This is a genomic window from Paenibacillus sp. FSL L8-0436 (assembly GCF_038593025.1).
In the GTDB taxonomy this organism is placed as follows: domain Bacteria; phylum Bacillota; class Bacilli; order Paenibacillales; family Paenibacillaceae; genus Paenibacillus_AQ.
This window is the reverse complement of the sequence record NZ_CP151955.1, coordinates 290378-315068: the sequence shown is the minus strand read 5'-3', so window position 1 is coordinate 315068 and position 24691 is coordinate 290378. Positions and strand designations below refer to the sequence as shown.

Sequence of the window (24691 nt, the reverse complement as noted above, 5' to 3'; positions counted from 1 at the left end):
TGAGCCGCAGGCCACAATGGATCTACTGCCATGCGTGCGCCGCTTCACCCCCCAAATTTCTTCAATCACAGTCTCATTCACGAATCTGTGAAAGTTTTCTCAAATAGAACTTTAACGTAAACGGGGGGTTGCCATCAATCGTATAATCTTATTATGAATCGTCAGAAACGCCGGAATGGCGCGGTTTTGGCCGATCTGCATACTCATTGGGATATTTGCTGCTCTCACGGAACTTGCCCGGTGTAACCGATTTGATCTTCCGGAAAGCACGGATGAAGCTGTTCTCATTCTGGTATCCTACCCGAAGCGCAATTTCGGCAATCTTCAGGCTGCTGCCTTGCAGCAGTTCACAGGCTTTATCTATTCTCAGGTTGGTCAAATAATCATATAGTGTCGTACCCGTCTCTTCCTTGAAGATGGTGCTTACGGAGGAGACGCCCATTTTGACATGGGCAGCGATATCCTGCAGTCCGATGTTATCCTGCAAATGAGATTCCATGTACCGGATCAGTTCCTGTACCATCAGATATTCTTTGGACTGTCTGTGCACTTCAAGCACACCTGACATATGAATAACAATACTGCAGAGCATGTCCTCAATATCGGACAAATCCATCGTCATCACTTGATGCCACGTATAATCCGCCAGCTCGGCTGGCAGCGGATGCCCCCCGGAAGTCGCCATATTTAGAATTTCTCCTATTAAATCGTCTACAACACGAACAACTTTTTGCGGCTGCACGGCTTTCTTGCGGGTATCAGCCGACCACTTGCGGACCCATTGCAGGGCAGTCGCAGCATCAAAAGACTTCAGCGCATACAGCACCTCCAGCCGCCAGGCATCATCTGCCGCTGCGCCGCCTTCCTCATATTTGCTCTCCTTCGCCGAAAACTCACGGACATGACCGTAGCCTTCATACAGACGATAAGATAAAGCCAGCTCGGACTCCGAGTAGGACCGGGCTGCCTGTGAAATCGCGGAGACCGGTTCGCCGATACCTATGGATACCGATATTTTTAAGACATCGGACAGGATGGCAATCAGCTTCGCGGCATCCTCGCGCAGATGGATGCTGTTATCATCTTTGGGCTGCAGCAGTACCACGAGGTTGTCCTTCCGGGGAGTGGCTGTAACCGTCTGCCAGGCAGGCTCGAAGAACTCAACTACAATGTTATTCATCGCATATTTAAGCAGCAGCTGATCCTCTTCCACATATGCGGAGGTCCACTTAGAATGGCGGTCTACAGAGATTGTCAGAATTACGAAAGGGCCTTCCTTCCAGCCTCCAAAGTAGTGCTCCCATTTCGTCAACGTCTCCTGCGTCCCGATGCTCCGGGTAATCAGATCACTAACAAATTTGGACCTTAGCTCCGGCAGGCTCCATTCGGCCACCAGCGACTTGCTCTGAAAATCACCGACCAGTTTGCCGATGACCGGCTCCAAATCATAAAGATTTCCATGACCGGCCAGCTTCTGGTCAGGCATCAGGAGTTTATTGATCCGCTTCAGCGGCCGGAATGCGGCAAAGCTGTAATAATAAATCGCGGAGCAGCCAACAGCGATCGAAATCAGCGAGAGCATCAGCATCATATTGCGTGCCGTCTTCACATTCTTCAGCAGCTGCTCCATCGGAACAAGGGAAATCAGCCGCCAGCCGGTGACATTCGAGAACGTCTGGTTTGCCATATAGGCTTTTCCTTGAAGCTTCACATGGGCAAACGGACTTACATCAATGTCCGACAGCACATTATTCATGTCCGCCAGAGGGAAAGGCAGATTGAGCTTGGGGTAAATCAGCTCTCCCTCCAGGTTATATACAAATTGATAGCTGGATAAATGAGTGTACATCTTGGAGAACAGCATGTCATAGTCCAGATCGATCAATACCGCGCCTGTGACGTCCCCGTTCCGGACAATCGGCCGGGCCAGCGAAAGCAGCTCCGTGCCGGTCAGCCGGGCATCCGTGCCGGTATATACTCTTCTTTTAATCAGCAGCGGCTTCTGTTTCATTTCATCAATCCATGAGTTCCAGGCATGCTCCGGTGCTTCTTCCCAGAGAGCTCTATACCCGTAACTGCTGGAGACGACGGAATGATCCCCGAACTTGATTACACTGATGGCATGGACATCCGGCTCCGTAGCGAGCGTCTTCAGGAAATTCTGCGGCTCTGCAGCCGCCAGCGCATTATCCGCCGGATCGGCATCCATATATTTAAGGACGGCCGGGTGAAAGGCCAGATCGACCGCTTTATTATCAGATTCCCGGAATGCCCGGTTAGTCACATCCATGTTAATTTGCAGCAGCTCTACATTTGGCGTGTTCAGCTCAGTATCCAGCGCATTCCTGTACTCTCTATAGGAGAACAGGCCAATTAGAGTAATTAATAGAGATACACTGAATGTCAGCATCAGAATCAGCCGGGTCTGCTTATTGTTCAGCAAGTATTTTAATTTAAATCGCAGCATAGGTGCAGCTTCATCCTTCCGCAGTTCGCTTAGTTCAGACCTTAGAGTAGCATGTTCGCCTATACGGCAATATGGAGCATGTCATATTCTTTAAGATTTTAGGGAGTTAAGGATAAGATCGTCACAAATGTTATAATGAGAAAATGAGTCAAGACCAATTTGCTACAGGAGACCAAATGCGATGCAGCGAAATTTCTACATGGCCGATCAGGAATGGGACAAGCTTATTTCAGACGTAGCCTATCAATTCAGTGATATCACCCTCAAACGGGGATTTCAGTATTATAAGCAGGACCGTGTCCATGCGTTCAAAATGATCTCAGTCGGGAGCATTCTGGCGCTTGTGGAAGGCGGGGAAGACTACAGCGTAACTATTGATCTGGATACCCTGTCCGCCAGCCGTTGCAGCTGCCCGGTACAGCATTCCTGCAAGCATATGGCTGCTGTATTAATGAAGTATGCCGAGCAGCAGGGCCGGCTGGTGCATATGCTGGCCAATGCCAAGACGACAAGTCAATGGATCCGCAATCCGGTGGTCAAGGAGACTCCCGTTGCCGGTGGCTCCGCCCGCCGCAAGGAGCAGCTGAAGGAGCTGGCTGCCCTGGTTCCATCCGGAAATGTGGAGCAGTGGCGTGAATACTTAGCGCTGCTCACCGCACCGCTGGCGCCTACCGTGCGGAATTCCCAATACACCGACAGGGCGCTGGCAGCCATCTCCGAGGCCACTCCAGCGCTCCCTCCGGCCTCCGGGCTGTTATATAAGCTTCATGCCCATCTCTTTGTGCTGGAAAGCTTACTGAAACCGGCAGGCCCTCATGTCCCGGGAGCAGGTGCTTCTCTGGGTTATTATACCTCTGTTGCTGTCTCCGAGCTGCAAAAAGCGGTAACGGATCTCATGAAAAACAGCCTGCCGCTCGCCGCAGAACCGGAATGCTGGCCCCGGGTCAGCGAAACGCTGGCCTATCTGCGGCGGGAGATGCTGAATGAGCCGCGCGACCGTTCACGGGAACAGCCCTATTACTCCCTCTGCTACGATCTGATCTGGAGAGGCTGGATTGCACCGAATGCAAGCGGTCCGGCTATGTACCTGGAAGAGCTGGAAGCGCTCCGCCAGACCGGCGAGGAAGCCGGCATATCACTCTCGCGCCACTCGCAGCAACTGGCGGAGAGCCGGATGTATTTCTATCTGAACGATGACAAAGGCGCCTGGGAGCTGCTTGGCAAAGCTTCCGAACGCCCGGGCCTCTACCCGGACGAGCTGATGAGCTTTCTGGCTCCCCTGGCGGAGGCCGGGCATTGGTCCCGCCTTGCTCTGTGGCTGGCCGAAATCGGCCCTCTGCTGACCAGCCGCCTATATAACCTGAAGAACTATGCCGGATACTGGGAGGAAGCCGTCCGCCGCCTGCCGGAGACCGAACCCCGGATGTGGGATACGCTGATCGGCATGCTGCCGCTGTCCCGGGAGATTTATGAAGAAATGCTGCTGGACCACGGGCGCTGGCAGGAATGGATGGATTACCAGCTCTCCTCCGGCAAGGAACCCGCCGATTTCCGTGTCAGCGACCTCCAGCCGATCGAGAAGAACGCGCCGGAGCTGCTGCTCCCGTTCTATCATCAGGCGGCAGAACGGTTCGTGCTGGAGAAGAACCGGCACGGCTACAAAGCGGCTGTAAAACTGTTAAAGCGCTTGTCCAAGCTCTATAAAAAGCTGAAACGCGAGGAGCGGTGGGAACAATTTCTGGATTCCTTCACCTTCCGGTACAGCCGGCTGCGCGCACTGCAGGAAGAGCTGCGGAAAGGAAAGCTGATCCCATGAGCAAATATATGCGAAATATTACTGTCCAGCTTGCCTTAACCCAATATGGCGATGCGCTGATCTACGGGGTGGATGACAGGGATGATTATGTGCCCGGTGTTCAGCTTAAGCAGAAGCTGTTCTCCTGGCATGAGGAGTCTTTTTATGGAACGGAGTTAACGCTCCAGAACGCCGATGGGGTTGACCTTGTGGTTCTGCCCGCTGAGCAGGTCATCCCCTTCTTTGCCGAGCGCAGGCTGCTGCGGCATGTCGGCTGGAGCTGGCAGGGCGACGCCGAACTGCTGACCGGGCTGGCGCCCGCCATCGCCGGGCTGCTGGCGGAGAAGAAGTATGCGCCGAGCCTGTCTGCCTATCGCGAAGGCAAGCTGCAGTGGGACTGGGATGACAAGGCGCTGGAGCTGGCTGCGGAAGGCAATGGGAGCGCACAGTCTGCCCTGCGCCGACTTGCCGGGCGCCGGAACCTTGCGGACGGAATGCGCGCTGCCTTCTCGGCGGCGGTGTTCCAGCAGTATTACGGCACCGAGGCCGAAGCCGCAGACCTGCGCAGCGAATACCCGCTGCTGTTCAGCAGCAGCGCGGGCGCGGCAACTGCCGGCATGGACGACGACAGCTGGCTGATGTCCATCGGCTGGAAGGCGGACACGGCGCCGTTCCGGCCGGCCCTGCAATTGCTGGAGCCGGACGACGAGAAGTCGTACTGGAGGCTCCAGCTGCTCCTGCAGGACAAGCGCGATGAATCCGCGCTTGTGCCGCTGCGGCTCACCGGGGACGGCGAGCCGCATGGCCTGTGGCCGGCAGCGTGGACGCCCCACGTCCACGAGCGCGCGTCCGGGTGGCTTTCGCGCCTGCGCGAAAGCCTGGCCGGGGAGCACATCGGCCACGGGGACGATGTGCTTGGTGAACCGCTCAGCGACGGCGACGCCTGGCGGTTCCTGACCGTGGACAGCCGGCTGCTGCTGGAAGCCGGCTGGCAGGTGCTCCTTCCGGCGTGGTGGGAAGCCGCCAGCCGGAAGAAACCCCGCCTGCGCGCCAAGATTAGCTCCGGCGAGGGCAGCGGAAGCAGCGGCGGCCAGTCGCTGTTCGGGCTGGATTCGCTGGTCGATTTCGACTGGCGCATCTCCATCGGCGATGCCGAACTCTCCGAGGCGGAGTTCGCCGATCTGGTCGCACGCGGCGAGCGGCTCGTGCAGTTCAGGGGCAAGTGGATTCCGCTTGACCCCGCTCTCTTGGCCCAGATCCAGCGGGCCATGGCCGGGATGGACAAGTCCCAGGGCTTGTCCTTTCAGGATGTGCTCCAGCTGCACCTGCTGGGCGGCGGCGAAGAGCAGGACAACGAGGCGGCCGAGGCGGAGCAGGCGGAAGAGAATGCCGCCCGCTTCCGGCTGGAGGTCGAGCTGAACGAGCATCTGGTCCGGCTGATCGGCCAGCTCGGCCACCGCTCGGATTGGCCGAAGCCCGAGGTACCGGCTGGCCTGCATGCCGAGCTGAGAAGCTACCAGCATGAAGGGTATGCCTGGCTTGTATTTCTGCGCCGCTTCGGACTCGGCGCCTGCCTGGCCGATGACATGGGCCTCGGCAAAACCGTGCAGCTGATCTCCTACCTGCTCCACTTGAAGGAACAGCAGGGCGAAGCCGGCCCATCAGCAATGGGGCCCGGGCGGCAGACCGACCCGCCGGACTGGCCGTCGCTGATTATCTGTCCGACTTCAGTGCTCGGCAACTGGCAGAAAGAGCTCCAGCGGTTCGCTCCGTCCCTGAACATCATGCTCCACTACGGAAGCAGGCGCCTCGATGCAGGTTACTTCTACGGTGCCGCTTCCCAGGCCGACGTGGTCCTCACCTCCTACGCCACGGCCTCGCTCGACCAGGAGCTGCTGAAGCAGTTCACTTGGGCTACGGTTTGCCTGGATGAGGCACAGAATATTAAGAACGCCGGAACCAAACAATCTGTGGCGGTGCGCAGCTTCCCTGCCCTGCACCGGATCGCCCTGACCGGAACACCCATCGAGAACAAGCTGTCCGAGCTGTGGTCGATTTACGATTTCATCACACCCGGCTATCTCGGCAGTCCAAAAGCATTCCAGGACCGGTTCGCGAATGCGATTGAGAAGGAACGCAATGCGGAGCGCACGGCGGATCTGCAGAAGCTTGTAAAGCCGTTCATGCTGCGCCGCAAGAAGAAAGACCCGGCCATCCAGCTGGATCTGCCCGACAAAAACGAGATGAAAACCTATGTTCATCTCACAGCTGAGCAGGCCGCCCTCTATGACCAGAACGTAACCGGGCTGCTGGAACGGATGAAGCAGCTGGAGGGCATTGAGCGCAAAGGGGCGATTCTTGCTGCGCTGACCAGCCTCAAGCAGCTTTGCGACCATCCGATGCTGCTGACGAAGGAGGCGCTGCCTGATCCGGATGGCGAGGGCCAACTGGATACCACGTCCCTGATTGAGCGTTCCTCGAAGCTCGAACGGCTGCTGGCGATGGTGCGGGAGTTGCGTGAAGAGAACGAACGCTGCCTGATCTTCACCCAATATGTCGGCATGGGCAAAATGCTGCAGGCCGTGCTTCGGCAGGAGCTGCAGGAGCCGGTCCTTTACTTGAACGGCAGCACGTCCAAAACGGCACGCGACCGGATGATCGAACAATTCCAGACGCCGCCGCAGGAAGGCGGGGACCTGCTGGCGGCAGGCGAACGCCAGTCCGATCAGCCAAACGTCTTTATTCTTTCCCTCAAGGCGGGGGGCGTCGGCCTCAATCTGACAGCGGCCAATCATGTGTTCCACTTTGACCGCTGGTGGAATCCGGCTGTGGAGAACCAGGCCACCGACCGCGCCTACCGTATGGGCCAGACCAAGGATGTGCAGGTGCATAAATTCATTTCACTCGGCACGCTGGAGGAGCGTATTGATGAGATGCTGGAGAGCAAGCAGCAGCTCAGCGACGATGTGATCTCCGGCTCCGAGGGCTGGATTACCGAGCTGTCTACAGATGCGCTGAAAGATCTGTTCACGCTGCGGCAGGAGTGGGTTGGCTGACCCGGCCCTCTCCTTTTTCCTTCAAGCTCTTGAAGCAGCAGGCATCACCTATAATGTGCAAAAAAAGAACATCTGCTGCATGCTGCATGCGCCGGTGTTCTTTTTGTATGCCCGCATTATGGAGTAAGATTGCTGTTCCGCGCAGCTAACCCTACCATTGCTCCGCCATTCTAAAGGTGGCTGCCAGATTATCCTCCCCGGCGAGCGAGCTGACCACAAGCGTTACCGGTTCCTCCTGAAGGTCATATACAAGCTGCTGATTCAGAAGATTGACCACCACATCCTGATAAGCACCGGAAATCCCGGAGCCCAGGCCCTGCGTGATGACTCTGCCGCCCGTAACCGTCGAGCAGGTATAATTCACCTGCAGCGCCGTGTCATTCACGGAAAAAGCGGTAGTCGGTGTCGGAAAATTAACAAAACTGCCGTTAACGGTACCGCCGGCCACGATTTTGTAGCGGATGGGCGTTGATGCCAGAATTTCCACACCGTCAGGCCGGATGTCAGCGGCTACCCCTTCCGGAATCGTCAGCGCCCCATTTCTGCGGAAGCTGATTGCGGCGAAATCAGTACTGGTTACGGCGATGTTATCGCGAAACTCCGAGGTAATCCGGCTGACCGCAAGCTGCGTCAGACTGACCGGAAACCACTTCCCTCCACTATCCACAAGAAAAATCTGAACACCCAGCTTTTCCTGAGAATAAAGTACATTAAATTGAAAAAAAATCGGTGATATTGTAGGTTTTGCTCACCACCTCCCTGTAGTTCACCTCGAACAATTCCTGGGCAAAGAGGGTTGCCGGACTAACATCATTGTTGAGGACCGTTATATAGACCACTGTTTTGGCTGTTCCGCTATTTACAATTTTTATAACAGCCTGGCTGATCGGTCCTAAAACGCCGGTAGGATTCCTGGTGATTGTATTTGTAGTTAGAACTGCCATGGCTCATCCCTCCTTCCTATTAAGACAATTAGTATATTGTATGCAAACAAAGTAGGAAGTTTCTGGTTGAATGGCAAGTGGCCAAAAAGCCGCGAATTCCAGAAGGTGCTTGCAAAGGATCAGGATTGCCATAAAATAACTGATGTGCTAAAATGAACACAACTTTTAGGAACGGAGGGTTGCAAATGAATGTGATAGATTATATCCGGATTCGTACTTTACGCGGCTAATCAGCTTTTAATAGCGCTAAAGCTCTGCCTTGTGCAGAGGACTCAGGATAGGTCTATCCATTTTTAAAGGCAACCCACAGCTTAACCAGCGGACCGGGAACGCTCCGCCGCATTCGCCTTTAGAAATTCGCACAGCCATAGCCAAGGAATTACCGCATGCACCAGCGGTGGAATAGGCAGCTATTCCCCTTTGCGGATGCCGGTTCTTTCACTTTACCTTCTATGGTTATGCCCAGCTGGAAGAAGCATTGCATCCTTTTGCGGTGCTCTCCCAGTCCTATTCTGTTTCCTCTACGATATTAAGCACAGGCCGCTGATTGCCTGTGCTTTTTTATGCTTTCGAAGCCAGTTTTGCACGAAGTCTATTCAGTGGGGTTATGCTCACAAAACTAGGTGTATGCTTTCGAAGCCAGTTTTGCACGAAGCTTATTCAGTGGGGTTATGCTCACAAAACTTTTAGGAGGTTGATAAATATATGGAATCCACACCACAACACGCAGTAATCGTCGGGGTTCAACTGCAGAATGAAACTAATTTCGCCTATGCCATGGAGGAGCTGCGCAATTTGGCCGCTGCCTGCAACATCAAAGTGATCGGGGAACTCAGCCAGAAAGCCAGCCGGATCAACCCCTCCCACTATATTGGCACAGGGAAGATTCAGGAATTGTCCCTTATGCTGGAGGATGAAGATACCCTTGTTATCTTCAATGATGAATTGACCCCTTCGCAGATCCGTAATCTGGAATCGTCGCTGGACCGCCAGGTGATTGACCGCACGATTCTAATTCTAAATATCTTCGCCGAACGGGCCAAAACCAAGGAGGCTCAGCTGCAGGTGGAAGTTGCCCAGCTGCAGTATATGCTTCCCCGTCTGACCGGAATGCGCGAGTCCCTCGGCCGACAAGGCGGCGGGGCGGGCCTGAAGAACCGGGGGGCCGGTGAAACCAAGCTGGAGCTGGACCGCAGAAGAATTGAAGAACGTATCTCGGCACTGCAGACAGAGCTGCAGACCCAGGTATCCAGGCGCCAGATTCAGCGGAAGCAGCGGCACAAGAATGAAGTCCCGGTGATTTGTCTTGTCGGTTACACCAACACCGGCAAATCCAGCCTGATGAATGTCATAGTAGAGACGTATCATCCGGGTTCAGGCAAGCAGGTATTTGCCAAGGATATGCTGTTTGCCACGTTGGAGACTTCGGTCCGCAGCATTAAGCTGCCCGACCAGAAAACGTTCCTGCTTACGGACACCGTAGGTTTTGTCAGCCAGCTGCCCCATCATCTGGTCAAGGCGTTCCGCTCCACACTGGAGGAAGTGACTGAGGCCGACCTGCTGATTCATGTCGTCGATATTTCCGATCTGCAGCATGAGCAGCATATGGCGGTAACCGCCGAGACCCTGAAGGCACTGGGCGCAGACGGCATTCCAACGATCTATGCCTACAATAAGGCAGATTTGACGGACCAGCCCTATCCTGTTGTCCATGAGGATTCTGTTATTCTTTCGGCTAAGCAGAACAGCGGAATCGCCGAGCTTACCGGGCTGATCCGGGGGCATGTCTTCAATGACTATATCCAGTGTGAAATTCTGGTTCCGTTCGATCGCGGCAGCGTCGTCTCGTACTTCAACGAGCATGCGCATATTCAGAAGATTAGCTATGAAGAGCAAGGCACAAAACTTCAGCTGGAGTGCAGGGCGGCCGACTATGAAAGATTCCGCGGGGATTTCATCGAGCTCCCGCAATAAAAAGGTGAACACAGAATAGGAGCTTGCCTCAGGTCCGGTGACCAGGGGCAAGCTCCTTTGTGGTTTAACTAAATACAGCTATGGAAGAGACAATTTTATATTATATATTCGGTGTCCCTGATCAAATTTCACCTTGTGATGCGTAAGACGCTGCCACCCCGCTACCTTGCTACCTTGCTACCTTGCTACCTTGCTACCTTGCTACCTTGCTACCCTGCTACCTTGCTATCTTGCTACCTCGCTACCTTGCAGCTCACGGATTCATTAGCGGGATTTACTGCCGCTATATAGAGATTACTCCGACAATCGAACACCTAACGGAAATTGTGCCCGCTAATATTTTACAAAAAGGCTTTATTGAAGAATAAGTCCATATTAGCGGCATGTATTCCCTGTATATCCCTCAAAAGGGCTGTCTGCACAAATATAGCGGGCATTTTTCCCGGTGCAATCATCATTTGCTGCTTTCCTCATAGATGCCAGTATCTTCATTGAGGCTGCCTTCCCTGGAGATCAGCTGCCCTCGCCCTCTTCCTCTTCCTCTTCCTCTCCCTCTTCTTCTTCCTCCTCCCCCTCTCCTTCTTCTTCTGCTGCTTCCTCTGCCTACTCTTCGCCCGCAGCATGCCCTCCTTAAGCCTCAATAGGCCGCTGCTGGACCAGGCTCGCCAAGCAGCAGCGGAAGCATCTCCGTCAGGCTGCCAAATTCCTGCTGCAGCAAGGGCAGCACACCGCTGCTGCGGATATTGCCGCCGGTCACGCCGAGCGCTGCAAATCCGGCCAGACGGATCGAGATGACACCCGCCGCCGAGTCCTCAATGCCGACCACCCGGCGGCGCTTCTCCGTACTCAGGCCCAGGCCGATCCTTGCCGTCTCGGCATACAGCCAGGGATGCGGCTTCGGCGACAATTCACCCAGCGTGCCCGCCTGGCCGGGATGAAATGTCTGCCCGGCCGTAATGACCGCGTCGTATATGCCAAACGGATCCCCTAGATCCAGCGTCCGGAAGGCTGACAGAATTTCCGGCCAAGCCTTCTCGTACAGTCCCGAGGTTACAAGTCCAATCTTTACGCCCTTGGATTTCAGGGTCTGGAGGAACTCTCCCAGACCGGGCGCAGGAACAAACGCTCCCGGCTTCCCCCGGCCCTGCATAATCTCATTCATTTCATAATGAGTAATGTCAAAGTAAAGCTGCCGGGCCTCCTCTACACTGCGCTGCGGACAATATTTGGCTATGCAGTACTGCAGATGCTCCGACACGGAATGCCCGGAGACATGCGGCTCATCTTCGGGGCGCAGCGCGAAGCGGGGATTTCCCAGCAGCCGGGCCACCGTCTGCTCAATAATCCACATCCAGAAGCCTTCACTGTGGACACTGGTTCCGTCCAGATCCATCAGCACCGCTTCTGCCGGACCCTCGAAAGCTGCATCGTGAAAAGGATACAGCGCCGGGGAACCCATCGAAGATTTTACATAACAAAGCGTTTTGTCTTCGTATACGATAAACTCAGTCTTCCGGTCCTTCGGTGTCAGAATAGCGGCAACGCCGCCAACTCCCCTGCGGAATAACCCATCTCCTCCGCTCTCCTGCTCAAAGAAGCCGGCGGCCAGCTGTGACATTCCAAGACCAAATCCGGGCAGTTTCTTCTCCGTCATCTCGCCCAGGCCCCCATAGAGATCTTATAGCTGGCGATCTTCTTGGCCGGTATCGTCACTGTCAAGAGATTGGCAGCCAGCTGCAGCTCCGGCTCATCCAGAAGCGTTTCGTCCATCCGGCAGCACTGCACATGCTCCGGGGTGATACCGAATGTGATGTCCGCCTTCTGTTCCGTATCCGAACCGTTGAAGAGCCGGAGGATAGTTCCGCTGCCATCCTCCGCCTGCTTCACACAACTGACATGAAGGGCAGGGTTATTCAGCGTAAAGAAGCTGGCCTCTGCCGGAAGCGCACCCTGCCCACGGCCGGAGGCTGCGATCCGTACAGGAGTGTACAGCTGCGCCGCCTGTGCAAGCAGATCTGCCTCCTGCCAATCTCCTTCATGTACGTGGATGGCGTATTCGAAGCTTTGCAGGCCAGGGCACTGAATGCCCTGATCGGGCAGCTCCGTCAGCTTCTCTTCGCTCACTGCCAGCTTGATCCGGCAGGCCCGGATTAAGGTCAGCGCCAGGGTGCTGCGCTCATCCTCAAAGGCTTCATATTCATAGATCCCTTTGGGCAGAACCGCGAGTCCATCTCTTCCGTCCGTCATGCCGGCAAAGGTGCGCAGCGGATGAGTACCTTCGGCCCGTTCCGCCCAATCCGTGGAATCCGGCAGCGGGATGGGCCGTGACAACACATCATAATGGCTGTCGGCCCAAGTGACCCCGGTACGCAGCCCTGTAGGGAAATTGGCGCGCAGCCGGTGATCCTTGGCCCTATTATCTACCGTCAGCTTCACAAGTACATGCTTGGCGCCCTTTTCCAGCGTATAGGCTACCTTCACCGGAAGCTTTGCCATTACCCGGCTGCGCGACTCTCCGTCCCCGTAATCTGCCGGAACCGCAAATTCATACTCCGCTTCAATCGTACTGCTCAGGGGACCGCTTACCGTTACCGCTACCTGGCTCGGTACACCAAGACTGTTGTATTTGCGGTCATGCAGAGGAGACACATGCTTCCAGGCGTTTCCGTTCTCTCCCTGATCGCTCAAATAGTTGAGGCTGCTGTAGCTTCTGCCGGTTGTTTTATTGTGCATATCCAGCGTCCCGTCAGGATTCACCTGTACTTTCAAAAATTCATTCTCCATTGTGTCGGGTCCTGTAATCAGTGTGCCGCTGCTGCGCAGCTCGCGCGCCTCCGGCACAATCCGGTACGTGCGGTAGCCGAGTCCGGGCAGGCGGGTCAAGCGGGCTAACAACCGGATGCGGCGGCTCTCCAGGATCGTAGGCACATCCCAAATGCTATCCACGAACACGCTGGAATTGCCGCTGGCAATGGCCTGGCGTTCTACCAGCGGGTCCAGTGCCGAGCTTAGGCTGACGGAAAGGGCCCCATTGACTCTCGGCACCTCCAAATCGAGCAGCACGACTGCATTCCGTTCCATCGGCAATGGATTATAAACTACCAGCTGCATCTCATCCTGCTCCATGCCTTCGGGTGACAGCTGCGAGGCGATGTACGCCATCGCATCCTCCGTAACGATATCCCCGATGTCGCCTGCTTTCCGGTATCTGTACTCCATATCGGCGCAGACGTTGTCCGGCGCACAGCCGCCGTTAGCATCATGGGTATGGTTGGACAATAAATACCGCCATCCCCGCTCCATGTATCCTGCCGGATAGACAGACCCCAGCGCCGAGGCCAAGGAAGCGAGCGGCTCCGCATAATACACCAGTGCATTACTGGCCGAGAAGTCCATTTGCTTCAGATAGGTTCTCGCACTGATCGTTCCGGGGAACAGGAATGTCCACATGCCTTCCTTAAGGTAAGACCGGCGCTCCCCCGTGAGGACGGGAAGATGCTCCCGGTCCAGATGTTTTTTCGCCTCCTTCCAGAAGCCCTCCAGATCTGTCTGCTCGATGTTATATTTATCCCCCAGCAGTTCCCGGGCATCGGCAATAATCCGCGATTCCAGAGGATGGGCTACCGAGATATCGTGCCCATGCATCGCCAGGAACACTTCGGTCGTGAAGTGGCGGCCTTCACGCTCAATCATGTCCTCAACTGCCTGCTTCAACTTCTCCTTGTCGTATTGGACAACCGGAGATTTAATCTCGTAAACCTGATCCTCTCCGGACAAGGCATCCGACAGCCGGAAAGGCAGGTCATTCTCCTTGCCCCAATGATAGGTCTTGTCAAAAACCGTACCGCGGGTCACTGCACGGTGAACCTGGTAATACCAGTTATAACGAGCATACAGGCCAAAACGGCTGGCAAGCACCTGCGTTCCGTCAGGCGCGCTCCAGATCCATTCTGCATCGGCCTCGTGATGGGAGATGCCGCGGTAGAACATCATTTTATCAAGTCCGAAGTCCTGGAGAATCTGCGGCAGCTGCCCGGTCTGCCCCCAGGAGGACGGGGTGTAGGCGACCGTTCCTGTCTTGCCGCCGAATTTCTCCACCACACTCCGGCCCAGGATCAGATTGCGGACCAGCGCCTCATGCGAGATGCTGAACTCCTCGGCCAGCGTATAATACGGGCCGGCGATCAGCCGCCCTTCCTGCATCAGCTGTTCAAGCTGTCCCCTGCGCTCCGGCCGCATTTCCACATAATCCTCCAGCAGGATGGAATGGCCGTCCAGCGTAAAGGACGCATAGTCCGGATCAGCGGCGAGAATATCCAGTGTCGTATCCAGCATGGTCAGCAGATTCCGGCGGGTCCGCTCAAACGACCGCCGGAACTCCCGGTCCCAGTGTGTATTAGAGACAACCTTGATTTGTTTGATATGGGAGGTGTCTGGTTTCATGAGCTTCCTATCTCCTTTGTCATTCCAGTCTCGGGAATCTTCATTCTGCGGGACCCGGGCGCAGGGTCAGGGAGAACGCTTCAGGCTCCTCTGTGCTCCCGCTGATCCGCAGCCTGCCGCTGCTGGTCATCTCCACCAGCGGCCTTGGAATGTCCCCGTCCTCCTGAATATCCAGAGAGAATACAAACGCCGCTTGCCGCAGATGGGTGAAATTAATGCTTTTACGCAGGCCGGAATACAGCACCATATCCACCAGGATGGCATCCTCGCCCGTGTGAATCTCCCAGCTCCAGCTCCGCTTGGCTCCTGAATGTCCCGTGAATGCCGCGAACCATGTGGTTAGACGCAAGACGGTCTCTCCTATCTTGATCACAGCCCCGTCTTCTACAGTTTCAGTAAAGATGCCGTCCAGGCTGCCCCCGATCTCCAGTCTCAGCCGGAAATCCCCCGCTTCAATCTCACCGTCAATGCGGTCTAAGTTGGGATGGGTATCTCCCCCATTGGTCAGAAAATCCACTCCAAACAGGAGATGCCCCTGATCCTGTCTGGCTTTGAAACGGGCGGAACAATAGTCATAGCCGTCATGCAGACAGCGGAGCTGAATATAGGAGGGTGAACCGTTATTATCCACATAAGCCACCAGCGGTCTTCTCTGATTCCACAGGTCACTGTCTGTAAAGGAACCGATGCTAACCTGCGGGTTCATAAAGGTAACCGCCCATTTGCCGCTGCCGTCGTCCGCATTTCCTTCGTAGAGCTGCCGCACTTCTTTTGTCCCCCTAACCTTAAATGCATCCAGATAAGCGGCCGGGCAATAGAATTTGCTCTTGTACCACTCCTCTTCATAAGGCAGCTCCTCCCAAGGAAAAAACATAACCTCCCCTTGAGTTGCGACCTGCAGAAAAGCCTTGCTCTGATCATTCAGAAGCGTCTGATAGGAGCGTGAATGCGGCCCGGACCACTGGGCGGTCGCAGGATGATAATACCCGGCGACCGTCTGCCAGGTCAGCTCGATCAGCTCATCGCTGAGCCTTTTTACCGTGCTGTCTGTAGTCTCGGAACGCAGCTTGGACAGCTCCAGAATAGCGATATAGGTATAGACCGGGCTGTTGTACTCCTGAAAGGCCCCGCGCTGCTGTGTATACGCATACAATTTTTCCAGGCGCTTCAGGCCGTACTCGGCATAATCCTCACGGCCCAATTGCTCCCCGGCAATTCTCGTAACGAAGGCTCCAATAATGGCAATATTGGTGTAATCCGGACCGACATTCCGCTTCATAATCGCCTCGCAGGCATAATCAATGGAGCGTATGACGTCTTCACGCAGAGCCTCCGGAAAGCGCCAGCCATGGCGTGACAACGCCTGAATCAGCCGGCTGCCGCAGAAATCGGCCCAGTTCCAGTCCGGAGGCGACATTTGCGCAAGCGGCTCTTCATAGAACCATGACCAGATTCCGAAGGTAGCATGGCTGCGGTCCGTATCCTGCAGGGAAATCACCTGCCTGATAATATCAAAGGCCCGCTGCTCCATCTCAGCCAGTTCGGTATCCAGCAGCCCGAGTGCATACGAAAGCGAATCTCTGGTGGAATGGATAAACTCCGCCTGCTTCAGAGTTGTATGATAACCCGGGCTGCCGAACGGCGAGCGCAGCATGCAAATTCCCGGATCATAACGGGACTCCAGCATGCGCATTTTACGGATCAGCATTTGCTGCTGGTCTATCCCTTGTTTGGTATTACCGGTCCTCTTGTTCATCGATCTCCCTGCCTTTCTCTGATAAAACGGTTTGGCTGATCCTACTGGGCCAAGGCCGGATTACCGACCCAGACCCAGATCCAGATCCAGATTCAGATTCAGTGCCTGCGCCAATAATTGCATGACCAGCCCCTGCCCGTACAGCGAAGGGTACAGCGCAATTTCGTTATACGCCTCCTCCGACGGCATGACGGGGGTGCCTCCCGACACACCCTGCACTTCACCGTTATCCTGGATAAGCGGGAGGATGCCTTCAAGGGTGACCCGGGCGCTGCCGAGATAAGAAGGTTCGAGCATACCGTGCCTGACTGCCTGAATGAAGCCGCAGGCGATGCCTGCGCTCCCCGATGTTTCCTGGTAATAGTCCGGCCTGTCGAGCACCGTATGCCAGAGTCCGCCTGTGTCCTGGCAGGACCTCAGCGCTGAAGCAAGCTCCGAATAGCGGCTGTACAGTTCTTCGGGGACCGGTACAAGTCCCTTGATCCCGGCTACAATTTGCGGGACAGCAAGGGTAATCCAGGCGTTGGCCCGCGCCCAGCGGACGGCCGACATATGGCTGCCCTCCCGGCAGTTCCAGCCGTGGAACAGCAGGCCCGTCTCCGTGTCCTGCAGCAGCCGCAGATGAAGCAGAGTCTGTTGCAGCGCAGCCTCGGCCATGCCGCGGTCTCCGGTCAGACTGGCGAGCCGCGCCAGAAACAGCACAGCCATATATACCGTATCTGCCCATACCTGCTCAGGGAACAGGGCCGCTTCAGTGACGGTATGCTCCAGCGCGCCTTCCCGGGTCCTCGGTGCATCCTCCAGCATCCAGGCGGCGGTTTCCTGCGCTTTGTGCAGAAACCATTTATCCCCAGTCCGCCGGAACAATTCGGGGAACACAGCATAAGGAGCCATGGAATTAATGACTTTGACGCCTTCTGCCTTCTGCTTATTCCGCTCCATCCATTGCAGCAGGTAATTCATGGCCTTGTCCTGTCCGCCAGCCGTTCCATAATCCAGTATGGAAATCAGTCCGACCCCGGGAACCCAGTCCCAGTGATCCATGTCCATTCCCCAATTTCCCTGGTGCCGGGGGGAAGTCATGCATTCGAACAGCAGGTCCAGCTTTTCCTCCAATAACTGCTTAGTATCGGGCATGCTGAAGCCCCCTTGGAAGGGTGTTCATTCCCTCAGGATCTGCCTGCACCGGTGATACCCCTTGAAACGGAATCTCCCCGAACAGCGCCTTAACCGTCAACGCCACCGTATCTTCATGCAGTGAATACGCATTTACCAGCGTGTCGAGAAACGGCATATCCCGGAGCAGGTACGGTGTGGCAAAAGAGATCCCGATCGGGTGGATCGTCTCCGCATGCTGCATCGCCCAGATTGCCTTGGCTGCTTCCCCCACTGGACGAGCCGTGTTCATCATGCCGTGGAGCGGCAGAAAATAAGGCGTAAACGCAGCATCCCAGCGAATCCCGGATTGTTCCCACTTCTGCAGCGTATTCAGCGGTTCGAATTCATCCAGAATATCCACCTGCAGACCTCTGGCCTTCAAGTGCCCGACAAACAGCTCCATGCGGTCATATTTGCGTCCCTCTGTCACTTTGTTCAGCATAATGATGAGAACTCTGCGGGTCGTCTGCGGATTCAGGGGCAGGAGATTTCTCCGGTTGCGCACCAGCGTAATACACCGCCCGGCAAGTGTCGTGCTTAGTTCTCTGGCCTCCCGGTCCAGCTCAGGAAACAATTTGTCATTCAGCAGCGGCGCAGCGGAGTGATCCCGGCCCTCGGCATCCAGATGCTGCATACCCAGCTCTGCCTTCATCTCCAGAACCCGCCGGACACTCGCGTCCAGCCGTTCCATCGTTACCTTGCCGCTGGCGACTGCCCGTTCCATGACTTCAAAATAGTTCACACCCGGCCACAGCAGCACATCGGTCCCGCAGATGAAACAATCCACAATCCGCGTCTCATAATCACCCCAGGCCAGAAATCCGCCCATATCCAGCGCATCCGACAGGACTACCCCCTCAAACCCCATGCGGTTCCGCAGAAGCTCCGTTGTAATGCGTGCCGAGACCGTAGCCGGAACAGGTTTATTCCCCTGCGCATTCGCCTCCAGCCAGGGAAGGGCGATATGTCCTGTCATATACGACATCACGCCCTGATCAATCATCTGCTGGGACACCCGGCCATAAGTGGCGAACCATGCCTCTTCGGACAAACCGTTGATGGTGGTAATAATATGCTGATCCCTGTAATCCACCCCGTCTCCCGGAAAATGCTTGGCACAAGCGGCAATACCGAAGTCCTGCATTCCCCGCATCACGGCGCTGGACAGGCGCAGTGCGCGCTCCGCATCATCACCCAGACAGCGGGTCGTAATCACCGGATTCATCCAGTTCAGCAAAAGGTCCGTACCCGGCGCCAGCGCCCAGGTAAACCCGGCCGCACGTCCTTCGATTGCTGTATACTTGCCGTACTCGTAGGCCAGCGCTTCATCATCTGCTGCGGCAAGCGCAAGCAGCGGAGGAAAAGCGGTTAAGCTTTTGACGGCAGAGCCAGCCCCGAACTCCAGGTCACCCGAGAACAGCAGCGGATATTTGCTGACCTTCTGTAGCAGCTCCACCCATTCGCGGTATTCCTCCGCTTTTCCGGCAGCCTTCTGAATCACCTCTCCGCCAATAAAGAAGCTGCCCACCGGATATTTCTCTAAATACGCCCTTATAGTCCCTTCGTCCATCCCTTGGAATGGCAGCCTGCCCGCATGATCCTGCATCGTCTGCCCGATCTTTTCACGCAGGCTCATGGATCGTAAGGTGCGCTCTACCCAGTCCCGCTCTTCCTTAGCTAATGCCTTTCGCATGGTCACGATTCCTCCCGGTAGTTTCTAACCCCAGTGTAACGAAACCCGGCGCCACTCTAAATAAAGGCAACTACAAAATAAGTTCAAAATTCTATAAACATCTAGAATCTTCTATATTTAGCAAACTGAAAAACCCCGCAGCTTCGTAATCCAAAGCCGCGGGGGGAGGCAGGCCGATCCTTCGATCAATTCAGACTGATTTGAAGGGTCTTGTTTAACTTGTTATTCTCCTTGTTCATCTCCTCATATCGCCAGATATCGTTGACAAAAAAGCTGATAGTGAAGTCTCCAATGGTCGGCACTGTCCACCTTGGCGTTCCCTGGGCACTGCTGTTGGCCGTAAGGGTAATTTCCTCGCCCGGCTGGATGACCGTGTTATTCGTGTCCGACCAGGATACGACCCCGCCGTTGACAGAGAAGGCACCACCTGTAATCTGTCCCAGCCCGGTGGAATTGTTCAGCGGGGTAGGACGCACACCGACGTTTTTAACCTTGGCCCAGAAGATTAAGGAATCGCCCAGCTCGGGGGTCACATGACTGGAAGGTGTGCCGTCGCTGTTTACGATATTCCAGCCGATCTCCGTGACGGTCAGATCCGCCATCGGAGCCGGGAGTGTAGACTCATAGCCCTCGAACTCGAAGCCGTGGACCATTACCGTTCCGGTGTTATGGACGACCTCGATCCGGTGCAGCCCATAGTCCAGACCCGTCAGCTCATAGACGATCTTGTTGTCACCTTCCAGCCCTGCTTGGGGAATGACAACGGTCTCCTTGTATTGCCCGTCGACGTACACATCCGCGCTGCCCATATTGCTCTTAATATCCGATCTCCAGCGGACACCGATTCCGTTAAAGTTAAACACCGCCGACGAATCCGGCGAGTAGGTTACATGGGACACCCCGTTCGTTGCTGTTTCAAACCCGGTATAGTCAATATAGGCATGGTCATGCTCTACCGTGTACCAGGCGGACACCGGAATATAAAGCCCTTCCTCCAGCTTGAAATAATCGAGATTCGCTCCGTTGCCAGCGGAAGTGAAGCTGATCGTATTATAGCCAGGCTGAAGCGTAACACCAAACTGTCTGGCCGTAATGTTGCTGTTCCAGCTGCCCGTTGAAGGTAAGCTAACCGTGGACAGCCTTTGTCCGTTCACGACGATATTTTTCTTCGAGTCCTGATTGGAAGCGTATGCAATAGTCAGGGTATAGCTTCCGCCCACTTCCGAATACAATCCCTGGATGGAAATGCCGCCGCCATGGGTCTGTTCCACAACCTTTCCTCCGGATGCACTGCTGTTGTTACCGATTCGCAGAGGCAGGGCAAAGGAGGCTGCTTCCGCTTCAAACTTAGTGGGATCACCCGGGACATGCGGCGTGATCGGCATGGCCGATGTAGTTGCCGATACGGCCGGGCTTAATGCTGAAATATTGCCGAAATCATCCACGGCTTGAACCCTGTAGCTGTACTGCGTTTCCGGGGCCACACTATAGTCACTGAAAAAGGTTATCCGGCCCGGAACCGTCATCACTGGAGTAACCCCGCCGTCACGGTACACGTTGTAGCTGATCACCGCATCATTGTCGGCCGAGGCATTCCAGGTCACCTTGATCTGCTCATGGCTGAGCGCTACCGCTGCAGGACTTCCCGGTACAGTCGGTGCTTCTGTCTCCAGTTTATCCAGAATATACTGGACCGTTTCGCCGGCTCCCAGGGTAACCGTAAGGGTGATATCCGGCGTTGCCGTAAGCTGTACGGTGGAATGTGCGGCAGCATAGGAATTGCCCGCTCCGAACACTTCTCCGGCATATTGCCCGCTGCTAGGCATGGTTACCCGAACCTTCATCGTCATCGGCTTTTTCTCGAAATTGACGAAGTTCAGCAGGATTTTATCCGATTCTGCCCCGATAGCCGAGGTACCCAGTGCCGACGTATCTACCGCGCGGAAGTAGGCCTTTTTCATGTTCATGTTCGAGCTGCATCCACATGTATTCAGCACCTTGTAGCTCAGCGGACGGCCATGGGTAGCGTACGCGGCAGCCAGCCTGCGGAATGTCTTCAGCCGCGTTTCTCCCGCCTCACTGCTGTTGGCCGGTACCGCAACAGTATCTTCATAACGGTGCGTGTTCCAATTGATCCCGGAAGCAAACAGCCCAAATTCCGTGCCGTCGTTAAAGAATGCCGCATGCTGCATAATATGGTCCACATATCCAATATTCCCGCGCATCTCCCGGTCAAAAGCAGCAGCGAACCTGTAGGCATAGGTTCCATACTTCGTGTTGTCGGAATGGTTGTCATTGGCGCCTGTTTCACTCATCGCCATCTTTTTGCCGAAGCCGTCATCTGCGTCGTCATAGACCTGCAGAGTCTCATACAGGCTGCCGCCCGGCAGCGGCTGCACTCCCGTTCCGCCATAGCTGTGCCCATTCGTCACATCGGACAGCTCCTCGATCTCCCTTCGCTGCTCCGCGTCCCGCTCCCAGCCGTCGGGAGCTCCGTTATACGGCCAATACGCCCAACCCGGTGCAACAATCTTGAGATAGGGCTGACTGTTCGTTGCCCGTTCTTCATCCATCAGCTCATGCGTGGCTACCACGGCTTTCTGGGCCCAACCGAACAGTCCCGGTTCATTGCCGGTTTCGGCATACTGGTACAAATCACCGAACTTACTGACGAAGTTAGCGTAGTAACTCCGGAGTGCTGCCGGGACTGTGCCGCTGCTTAGCTCGCTGTTATTCCTCCAGTTGCCTCCTATGATATTGACCATCGGCTCAAGGTTCAGATCACGCAGCGTTGCCAGGTAGTTTCGCCCCTGCGGGTCCCAGCCAGCGCTGGTGTCAGACCAGAAAGAGGCCCGCATCCAGTTGCCGCTGTAGGCAATGCCCATCCACTTGGCCATAGGCCCTAAATGGCGGATCGCATGCTCATCGTATTTGAAGGTTGCCGCGGCAATTGTACTTCCCAGATGGACATACCGTCCATGGATTGGCTCGACAGCCGGTGCATTCAGTGACTCCAGCTTGAAGTAATCCCACTCGAACCATAAATATTTGTCTCCGTCATAGCCGGGAGCCTGCGGATCCGCATACAATCCGCGATCCACGGTTAGCCGGACTGCATTTCGCCCGGTCTTCAGCTGTTCCTTGGGAATGTATAGCCTGTAGGTTTGTTTCCAGGTATTCTCCAGCGTCTTCTCACCGTCATTCAGGCCGGTGATCTGAATAAGCCCGCTCATCAGACCGTTTGTAAATACAGCAAGCTGGGGAATAGCTGTGCTTGCATCGATAACTTTGAGGCTAAACTGGACTCCATATTCTGGGACCCGACTTAAATGGAAGGAAAGATTCATGAATCCGTTGGCATCGGCCTTCATGCCCTTGGGGACGTTGTCCCAGTGGCCCGGGGGTACGGGAACTTGGAGAGTTTTGCTGTAGACATTGTTAAAGACGGTAAATTCTGCAGAGCTATTATCCGAATCGCCGACCTGCCATAACAAGGTCATCGGAGGTTCATAGGTTGATGCAGTCACCGTGCTATTGTGTACGGAATTTGCGGCCGCTTCTTGTGAATCGGCCTGTTGTCCAATCACCTGACTTGTAGCAATTGCATCTTCAGCAGCGGCCGATGCCAGACCCATTGACCCATCAGGTATCCAGAAGGTCATCAGCATCAACGCCAGAATGAGCAGTAAAGCAATGTTTTTTTGAATTCGCACAATAAACACCCTCTTCTAATAAGGTAGATTCGGGGCACCCCAAGTGCTGGCTAGGCGAATATGAATACCCGAAATCCGGGCAAGCGGCCATTACGGCCAGGCTGTTTGCCGGATATCGGGTCTGCTACTGCTGCGGCTCCTTATTTGGCGGCCAAAAATGCATCCATTTGCGCTTGAATCTCGTTAATCACAGCTTCCAGTCCTGCAGCCTTCAGCTTGCTGTTCATTTCTTTGAGGATAGGCTCCGGATCTTGCTCTCCGGAGTACAAGGTATTCTTATACTGCTTCGTAATATTGATCAGTGCCCCAATCTGCGATTGCACCTTCGTCGAATCAAATACAAATCCGATAACCGGCGAAACTTTGGAGTTCTTGTTCCAGTCCGTGTAGAGCTGTACGCGTTTCGGATCTTCACTCTTGTTCAGGTAGTTGAGCAGCACGTTCCCGATCATCCAGGAGGATACGGAGTTGTAGCCGCTGTCCGGAATGAAATCGACAGTGTTCTCGCCAACCTTGTTGTAGTGTTTGCCTTCAATACCGAAGGTAAGCAAGTTGTAGAGGACAGGATCTGTATGAATCAGGTTTATAAACATCATAGCGCGTTCCGGATTCTTTGATGTTCTGGAAATGGCGAGCATCGAGCCCTGCAAGCTTTTGGTGCTTACTTGAACCGGAAGCAGCGTTTTGATGATCATCGGTCTCTCCGCGAGCCGGGTCCAGTCGTTGGTGGATGTAGGATTCATATTGCCGTACACGAACCAGGCTTTGCCGCTTTTCACCGCATCCTTAAGCTCGGTCTTGTCGGTGGCTCCGTTCTTGTTGATATATCCCGCTTGGTACCACTTGCGGATCAGCTTAAGTCTTTCCACAATTTCAGGAGTGTCATATTCGTTGAACACCTTCATGGTTTTGTAATCGAGCAGCGTTGGGATTTCATTGCTTCCGTCCAGATCTTCACTTTCCGGATACACCGTGAACCAGTTCAGGCTGTCTGTATGGTTCATGAACAGCGGCGACATGGTCGGCTCCTTCTCTTTAATGGTCTTCAGCATCGGCTCGATATCCTCCAGCTTGGTGATGCTGTTGACATCGAAGCCGTACTTGTCGACAATCGCCTTGTCAAAAGCGAACCCTACGGATTGGCCCAGCTCTTTTTCCGTTGGAACCGCATACAAATGTCCGTTTACAGTAGCCGCTTGCAGATAAGCAGGATTGATCTGTGCCTTGGTTTCTTTGGCATAGGTATCCAGCAGCTCTTCCAGCGGCAGATACGCGCCTTTGGCGGCATTGGTCATGAAGTTCCAGGTAAAGACCATGTCAAACACTTCACCGGATTGGATCATCAGATTCACTTTATCGGCCGGTTTATCCCAGCTCAGCTGGTTAATCTTGATCGTGGCATTAATTTTATCCTTCAAATAAGCATTGATGGCCTGCTCAACAGACGCTACATCCTTATCCGGACCGCCCGGGAGATACAGGGACAGCTCCACCTGCTCCAGCTCATTCGTTGTTTCGGTTGCTTCTGTTGCTTTGGCAGTTTCAGTGGCGGCTGGGGCTGCTGTGCTTTCCGCGGTTTTCCCGGGGGCGGCGGTTTTATTGTTATTATTATTCCCCGAGCACCCGCTGAGTGTCATTCCAATCATAAGTACAAGCGAAAGCAGTAGACCCGTGCCTCTTTTACCTGTCATT

The 24691-nt window shown here is 54.9% G+C and carries 14 protein-coding genes; 3 read left to right on the top strand and 11 right to left on the bottom strand.

Features of this window, described 5'->3' with window-relative positions:
• Positions 1 to 151 precede the first annotated feature (151 nt).
• The gene (locus tag NSS79_RS01480; protein ID WP_342438012.1) at positions 152 to 2467 is read right to left on the bottom strand and encodes a helix-turn-helix domain-containing protein; all 2316 of its coding nucleotides are present in this window, start codon (positions 2465 to 2467) and stop codon (positions 152 to 154) included.
• 181 nt (positions 2468 to 2648) lie between these two features.
• On the opposite strand from NSS79_RS01480, the gene NSS79_RS01475 reads away from it, so the two are divergent.
• Positions 2649 to 4283: an SWIM zinc finger family protein gene (locus NSS79_RS01475; RefSeq protein WP_342438011.1), complete on the top strand. Its 1635-nt coding sequence runs from the start codon at positions 2649 to 2651 to the stop codon at positions 4281 to 4283.
• Positions 4280 to 7318, top strand: coding sequence for a DEAD/DEAH box helicase (locus tag NSS79_RS01470; RefSeq protein WP_342438010.1), 3039 nt, complete (start codon positions 4280 to 4282; stop codon positions 7316 to 7318). The genes NSS79_RS01475 and NSS79_RS01470 overlap by 4 nt, the downstream gene beginning before the upstream one ends.
• Before the next feature lie 151 nt (positions 7319 to 7469).
• Here NSS79_RS01470 and NSS79_RS01465 read toward each other — a convergent pair whose 3' ends face one another.
• On the bottom strand, positions 7470 to 7985 hold the full coding sequence (locus NSS79_RS01465; protein WP_342438009.1) for a hypothetical protein: 516 nt from the start codon (positions 7983 to 7985) through the stop codon (positions 7470 to 7472).
• 43 nt (positions 7986 to 8028) lie between these two features.
• Positions 8029 to 8262 carry a hypothetical protein gene (locus NSS79_RS01460; RefSeq protein WP_342438008.1) on the bottom strand — a complete coding sequence of 78 codons (234 nt, stop codon included), beginning with the start codon at positions 8260 to 8262 and terminating at the stop codon, positions 8029 to 8031.
• A 705-nt stretch (positions 8263 to 8967) separates the two neighbouring features.
• On the opposite strand from NSS79_RS01460, the gene hflX reads away from it, so the two are divergent.
• On the top strand, positions 8968 to 10236 hold the full coding sequence (gene hflX / locus NSS79_RS01455) for a GTPase HflX (protein WP_342438007.1): 1269 nt from the start codon (positions 8968 to 8970) through the stop codon (positions 10234 to 10236).
• Positions 10237 to 10724: 488 nt separating this feature from the next.
• Here the strand turns inward: hflX and NSS79_RS01450 are convergent, their stop codons facing one another.
• From NSS79_RS01450 to NSS79_RS01415, 8 genes are all read right to left on the bottom strand, one after another.
• Complete coding sequence (locus tag NSS79_RS01450) at positions 10725 to 10859, bottom strand: hypothetical protein (RefSeq protein ID WP_342438006.1); 135 nt, start codon at positions 10857 to 10859, stop codon at positions 10725 to 10727.
• Between the two features lie 14 nt (positions 10860 to 10873).
• A complete protein-coding gene (locus NSS79_RS01445; RefSeq protein ID WP_342438005.1) occupies positions 10874 to 11890 on the bottom strand; it encodes an HAD family hydrolase in 1017 nt (338 codons plus the stop codon).
• The gene (locus NSS79_RS01440; protein ID WP_342438004.1) at positions 11887 to 14679 is read right to left on the bottom strand and encodes a glycoside hydrolase family 38 C-terminal domain-containing protein; all 2793 of its coding nucleotides are present in this window, start codon (positions 14677 to 14679) and stop codon (positions 11887 to 11889) included. Before NSS79_RS01440 ends, NSS79_RS01445 begins: the two co-directional genes overlap by 4 nt.
• A 40-nt stretch (positions 14680 to 14719) precedes the next feature.
• Positions 14720 to 16435, bottom strand: coding sequence for a hypothetical protein (locus tag NSS79_RS01435; RefSeq protein WP_342438003.1), 1716 nt, complete (start codon positions 16433 to 16435; stop codon positions 14720 to 14722).
• 60 nt (positions 16436 to 16495) lie between these two features.
• The gene (locus NSS79_RS01430) at positions 16496 to 17572 is read right to left on the bottom strand and encodes a glycoside hydrolase family 88 protein (RefSeq protein ID WP_342438002.1); all 1077 of its coding nucleotides are present in this window, start codon (positions 17570 to 17572) and stop codon (positions 16496 to 16498) included.
• Positions 17559 to 19286, bottom strand: coding sequence for a glycoside hydrolase family 3 N-terminal domain-containing protein (locus NSS79_RS01425; RefSeq protein WP_342438001.1), 1728 nt, complete (start codon positions 19284 to 19286; stop codon positions 17559 to 17561). Before NSS79_RS01425 ends, NSS79_RS01430 begins: the two co-directional genes overlap by 14 nt.
• A gap of 185 nt (positions 19287 to 19471) precedes the next feature.
• Positions 19472 to 22999: a carbohydrate-binding domain-containing protein gene (locus NSS79_RS01420; protein ID WP_342438000.1), complete on the bottom strand. Its 3528-nt coding sequence runs from the start codon at positions 22997 to 22999 to the stop codon at positions 19472 to 19474.
• A gap of 140 nt (positions 23000 to 23139) precedes the next feature.
• Positions 23140 to 24690 (bottom strand): ABC transporter substrate-binding protein, encoded by a 1551-nt coding sequence (locus NSS79_RS01415; protein WP_342437999.1) that lies wholly within the window; start codon positions 24688 to 24690, stop codon positions 23140 to 23142.
• Position 24691 lies beyond the last annotated feature (1 nt).

Coding starts and splice junctions, on each gene's coding strand:
- NSS79_RS01480 (WP_342438012.1), bottom strand. CDS start 2,467: ATGCTGCGATTTAAATTAAAATACTTGCTGAACAATAAGCAGACCCGG.
- NSS79_RS01475 (WP_342438011.1), top strand. CDS start 2,649: ATGCAGCGAAATTTCTACATGGCCGATCAGGAATGGGACAAGCTTATT.
- NSS79_RS01470 (WP_342438010.1), top strand. CDS start 4,280: ATGAGCAAATATATGCGAAATATTACTGTCCAGCTTGCCTTAACCCAA.
- NSS79_RS01460 (WP_342438008.1), bottom strand. CDS start 8,262: ATGGCAGTTCTAACTACAAATACAATCACCAGGAATCCTACCGGCGTT.
- hflX (WP_342438007.1), top strand. CDS start 8,968: ATGGAATCCACACCACAACACGCAGTAATCGTCGGGGTTCAACTGCAG.
- NSS79_RS01450 (WP_342438006.1), bottom strand. CDS start 10,859: ATGCTGCGGGCGAAGAGTAGGCAGAGGAAGCAGCAGAAGAAGAAGGAG.
- NSS79_RS01445 (WP_342438005.1), bottom strand. CDS start 11,890: ATGACGGAGAAGAAACTGCCCGGATTTGGTCTTGGAATGTCACAGCTG.
- NSS79_RS01440 (WP_342438004.1), bottom strand. CDS start 14,679: ATGAAACCAGACACCTCCCATATCAAACAAATCAAGGTTGTCTCTAAT.
- NSS79_RS01435 (WP_342438003.1), bottom strand. CDS start 16,435: ATGAACAAGAGGACCGGTAATACCAAACAAGGGATAGACCAGCAGCAA.
- NSS79_RS01430 (WP_342438002.1), bottom strand. CDS start 17,572: ATGCCCGATACTAAGCAGTTATTGGAGGAAAAGCTGGACCTGCTGTTC.
- NSS79_RS01425 (WP_342438001.1), bottom strand. CDS start 19,286: ATGCGAAAGGCATTAGCTAAGGAAGAGCGGGACTGGGTAGAGCGCACC.
- NSS79_RS01415 (WP_342437999.1), bottom strand. CDS start 24,690: ATGACAGGTAAAAGAGGCACGGGTCTACTGCTTTCGCTTGTACTTATG.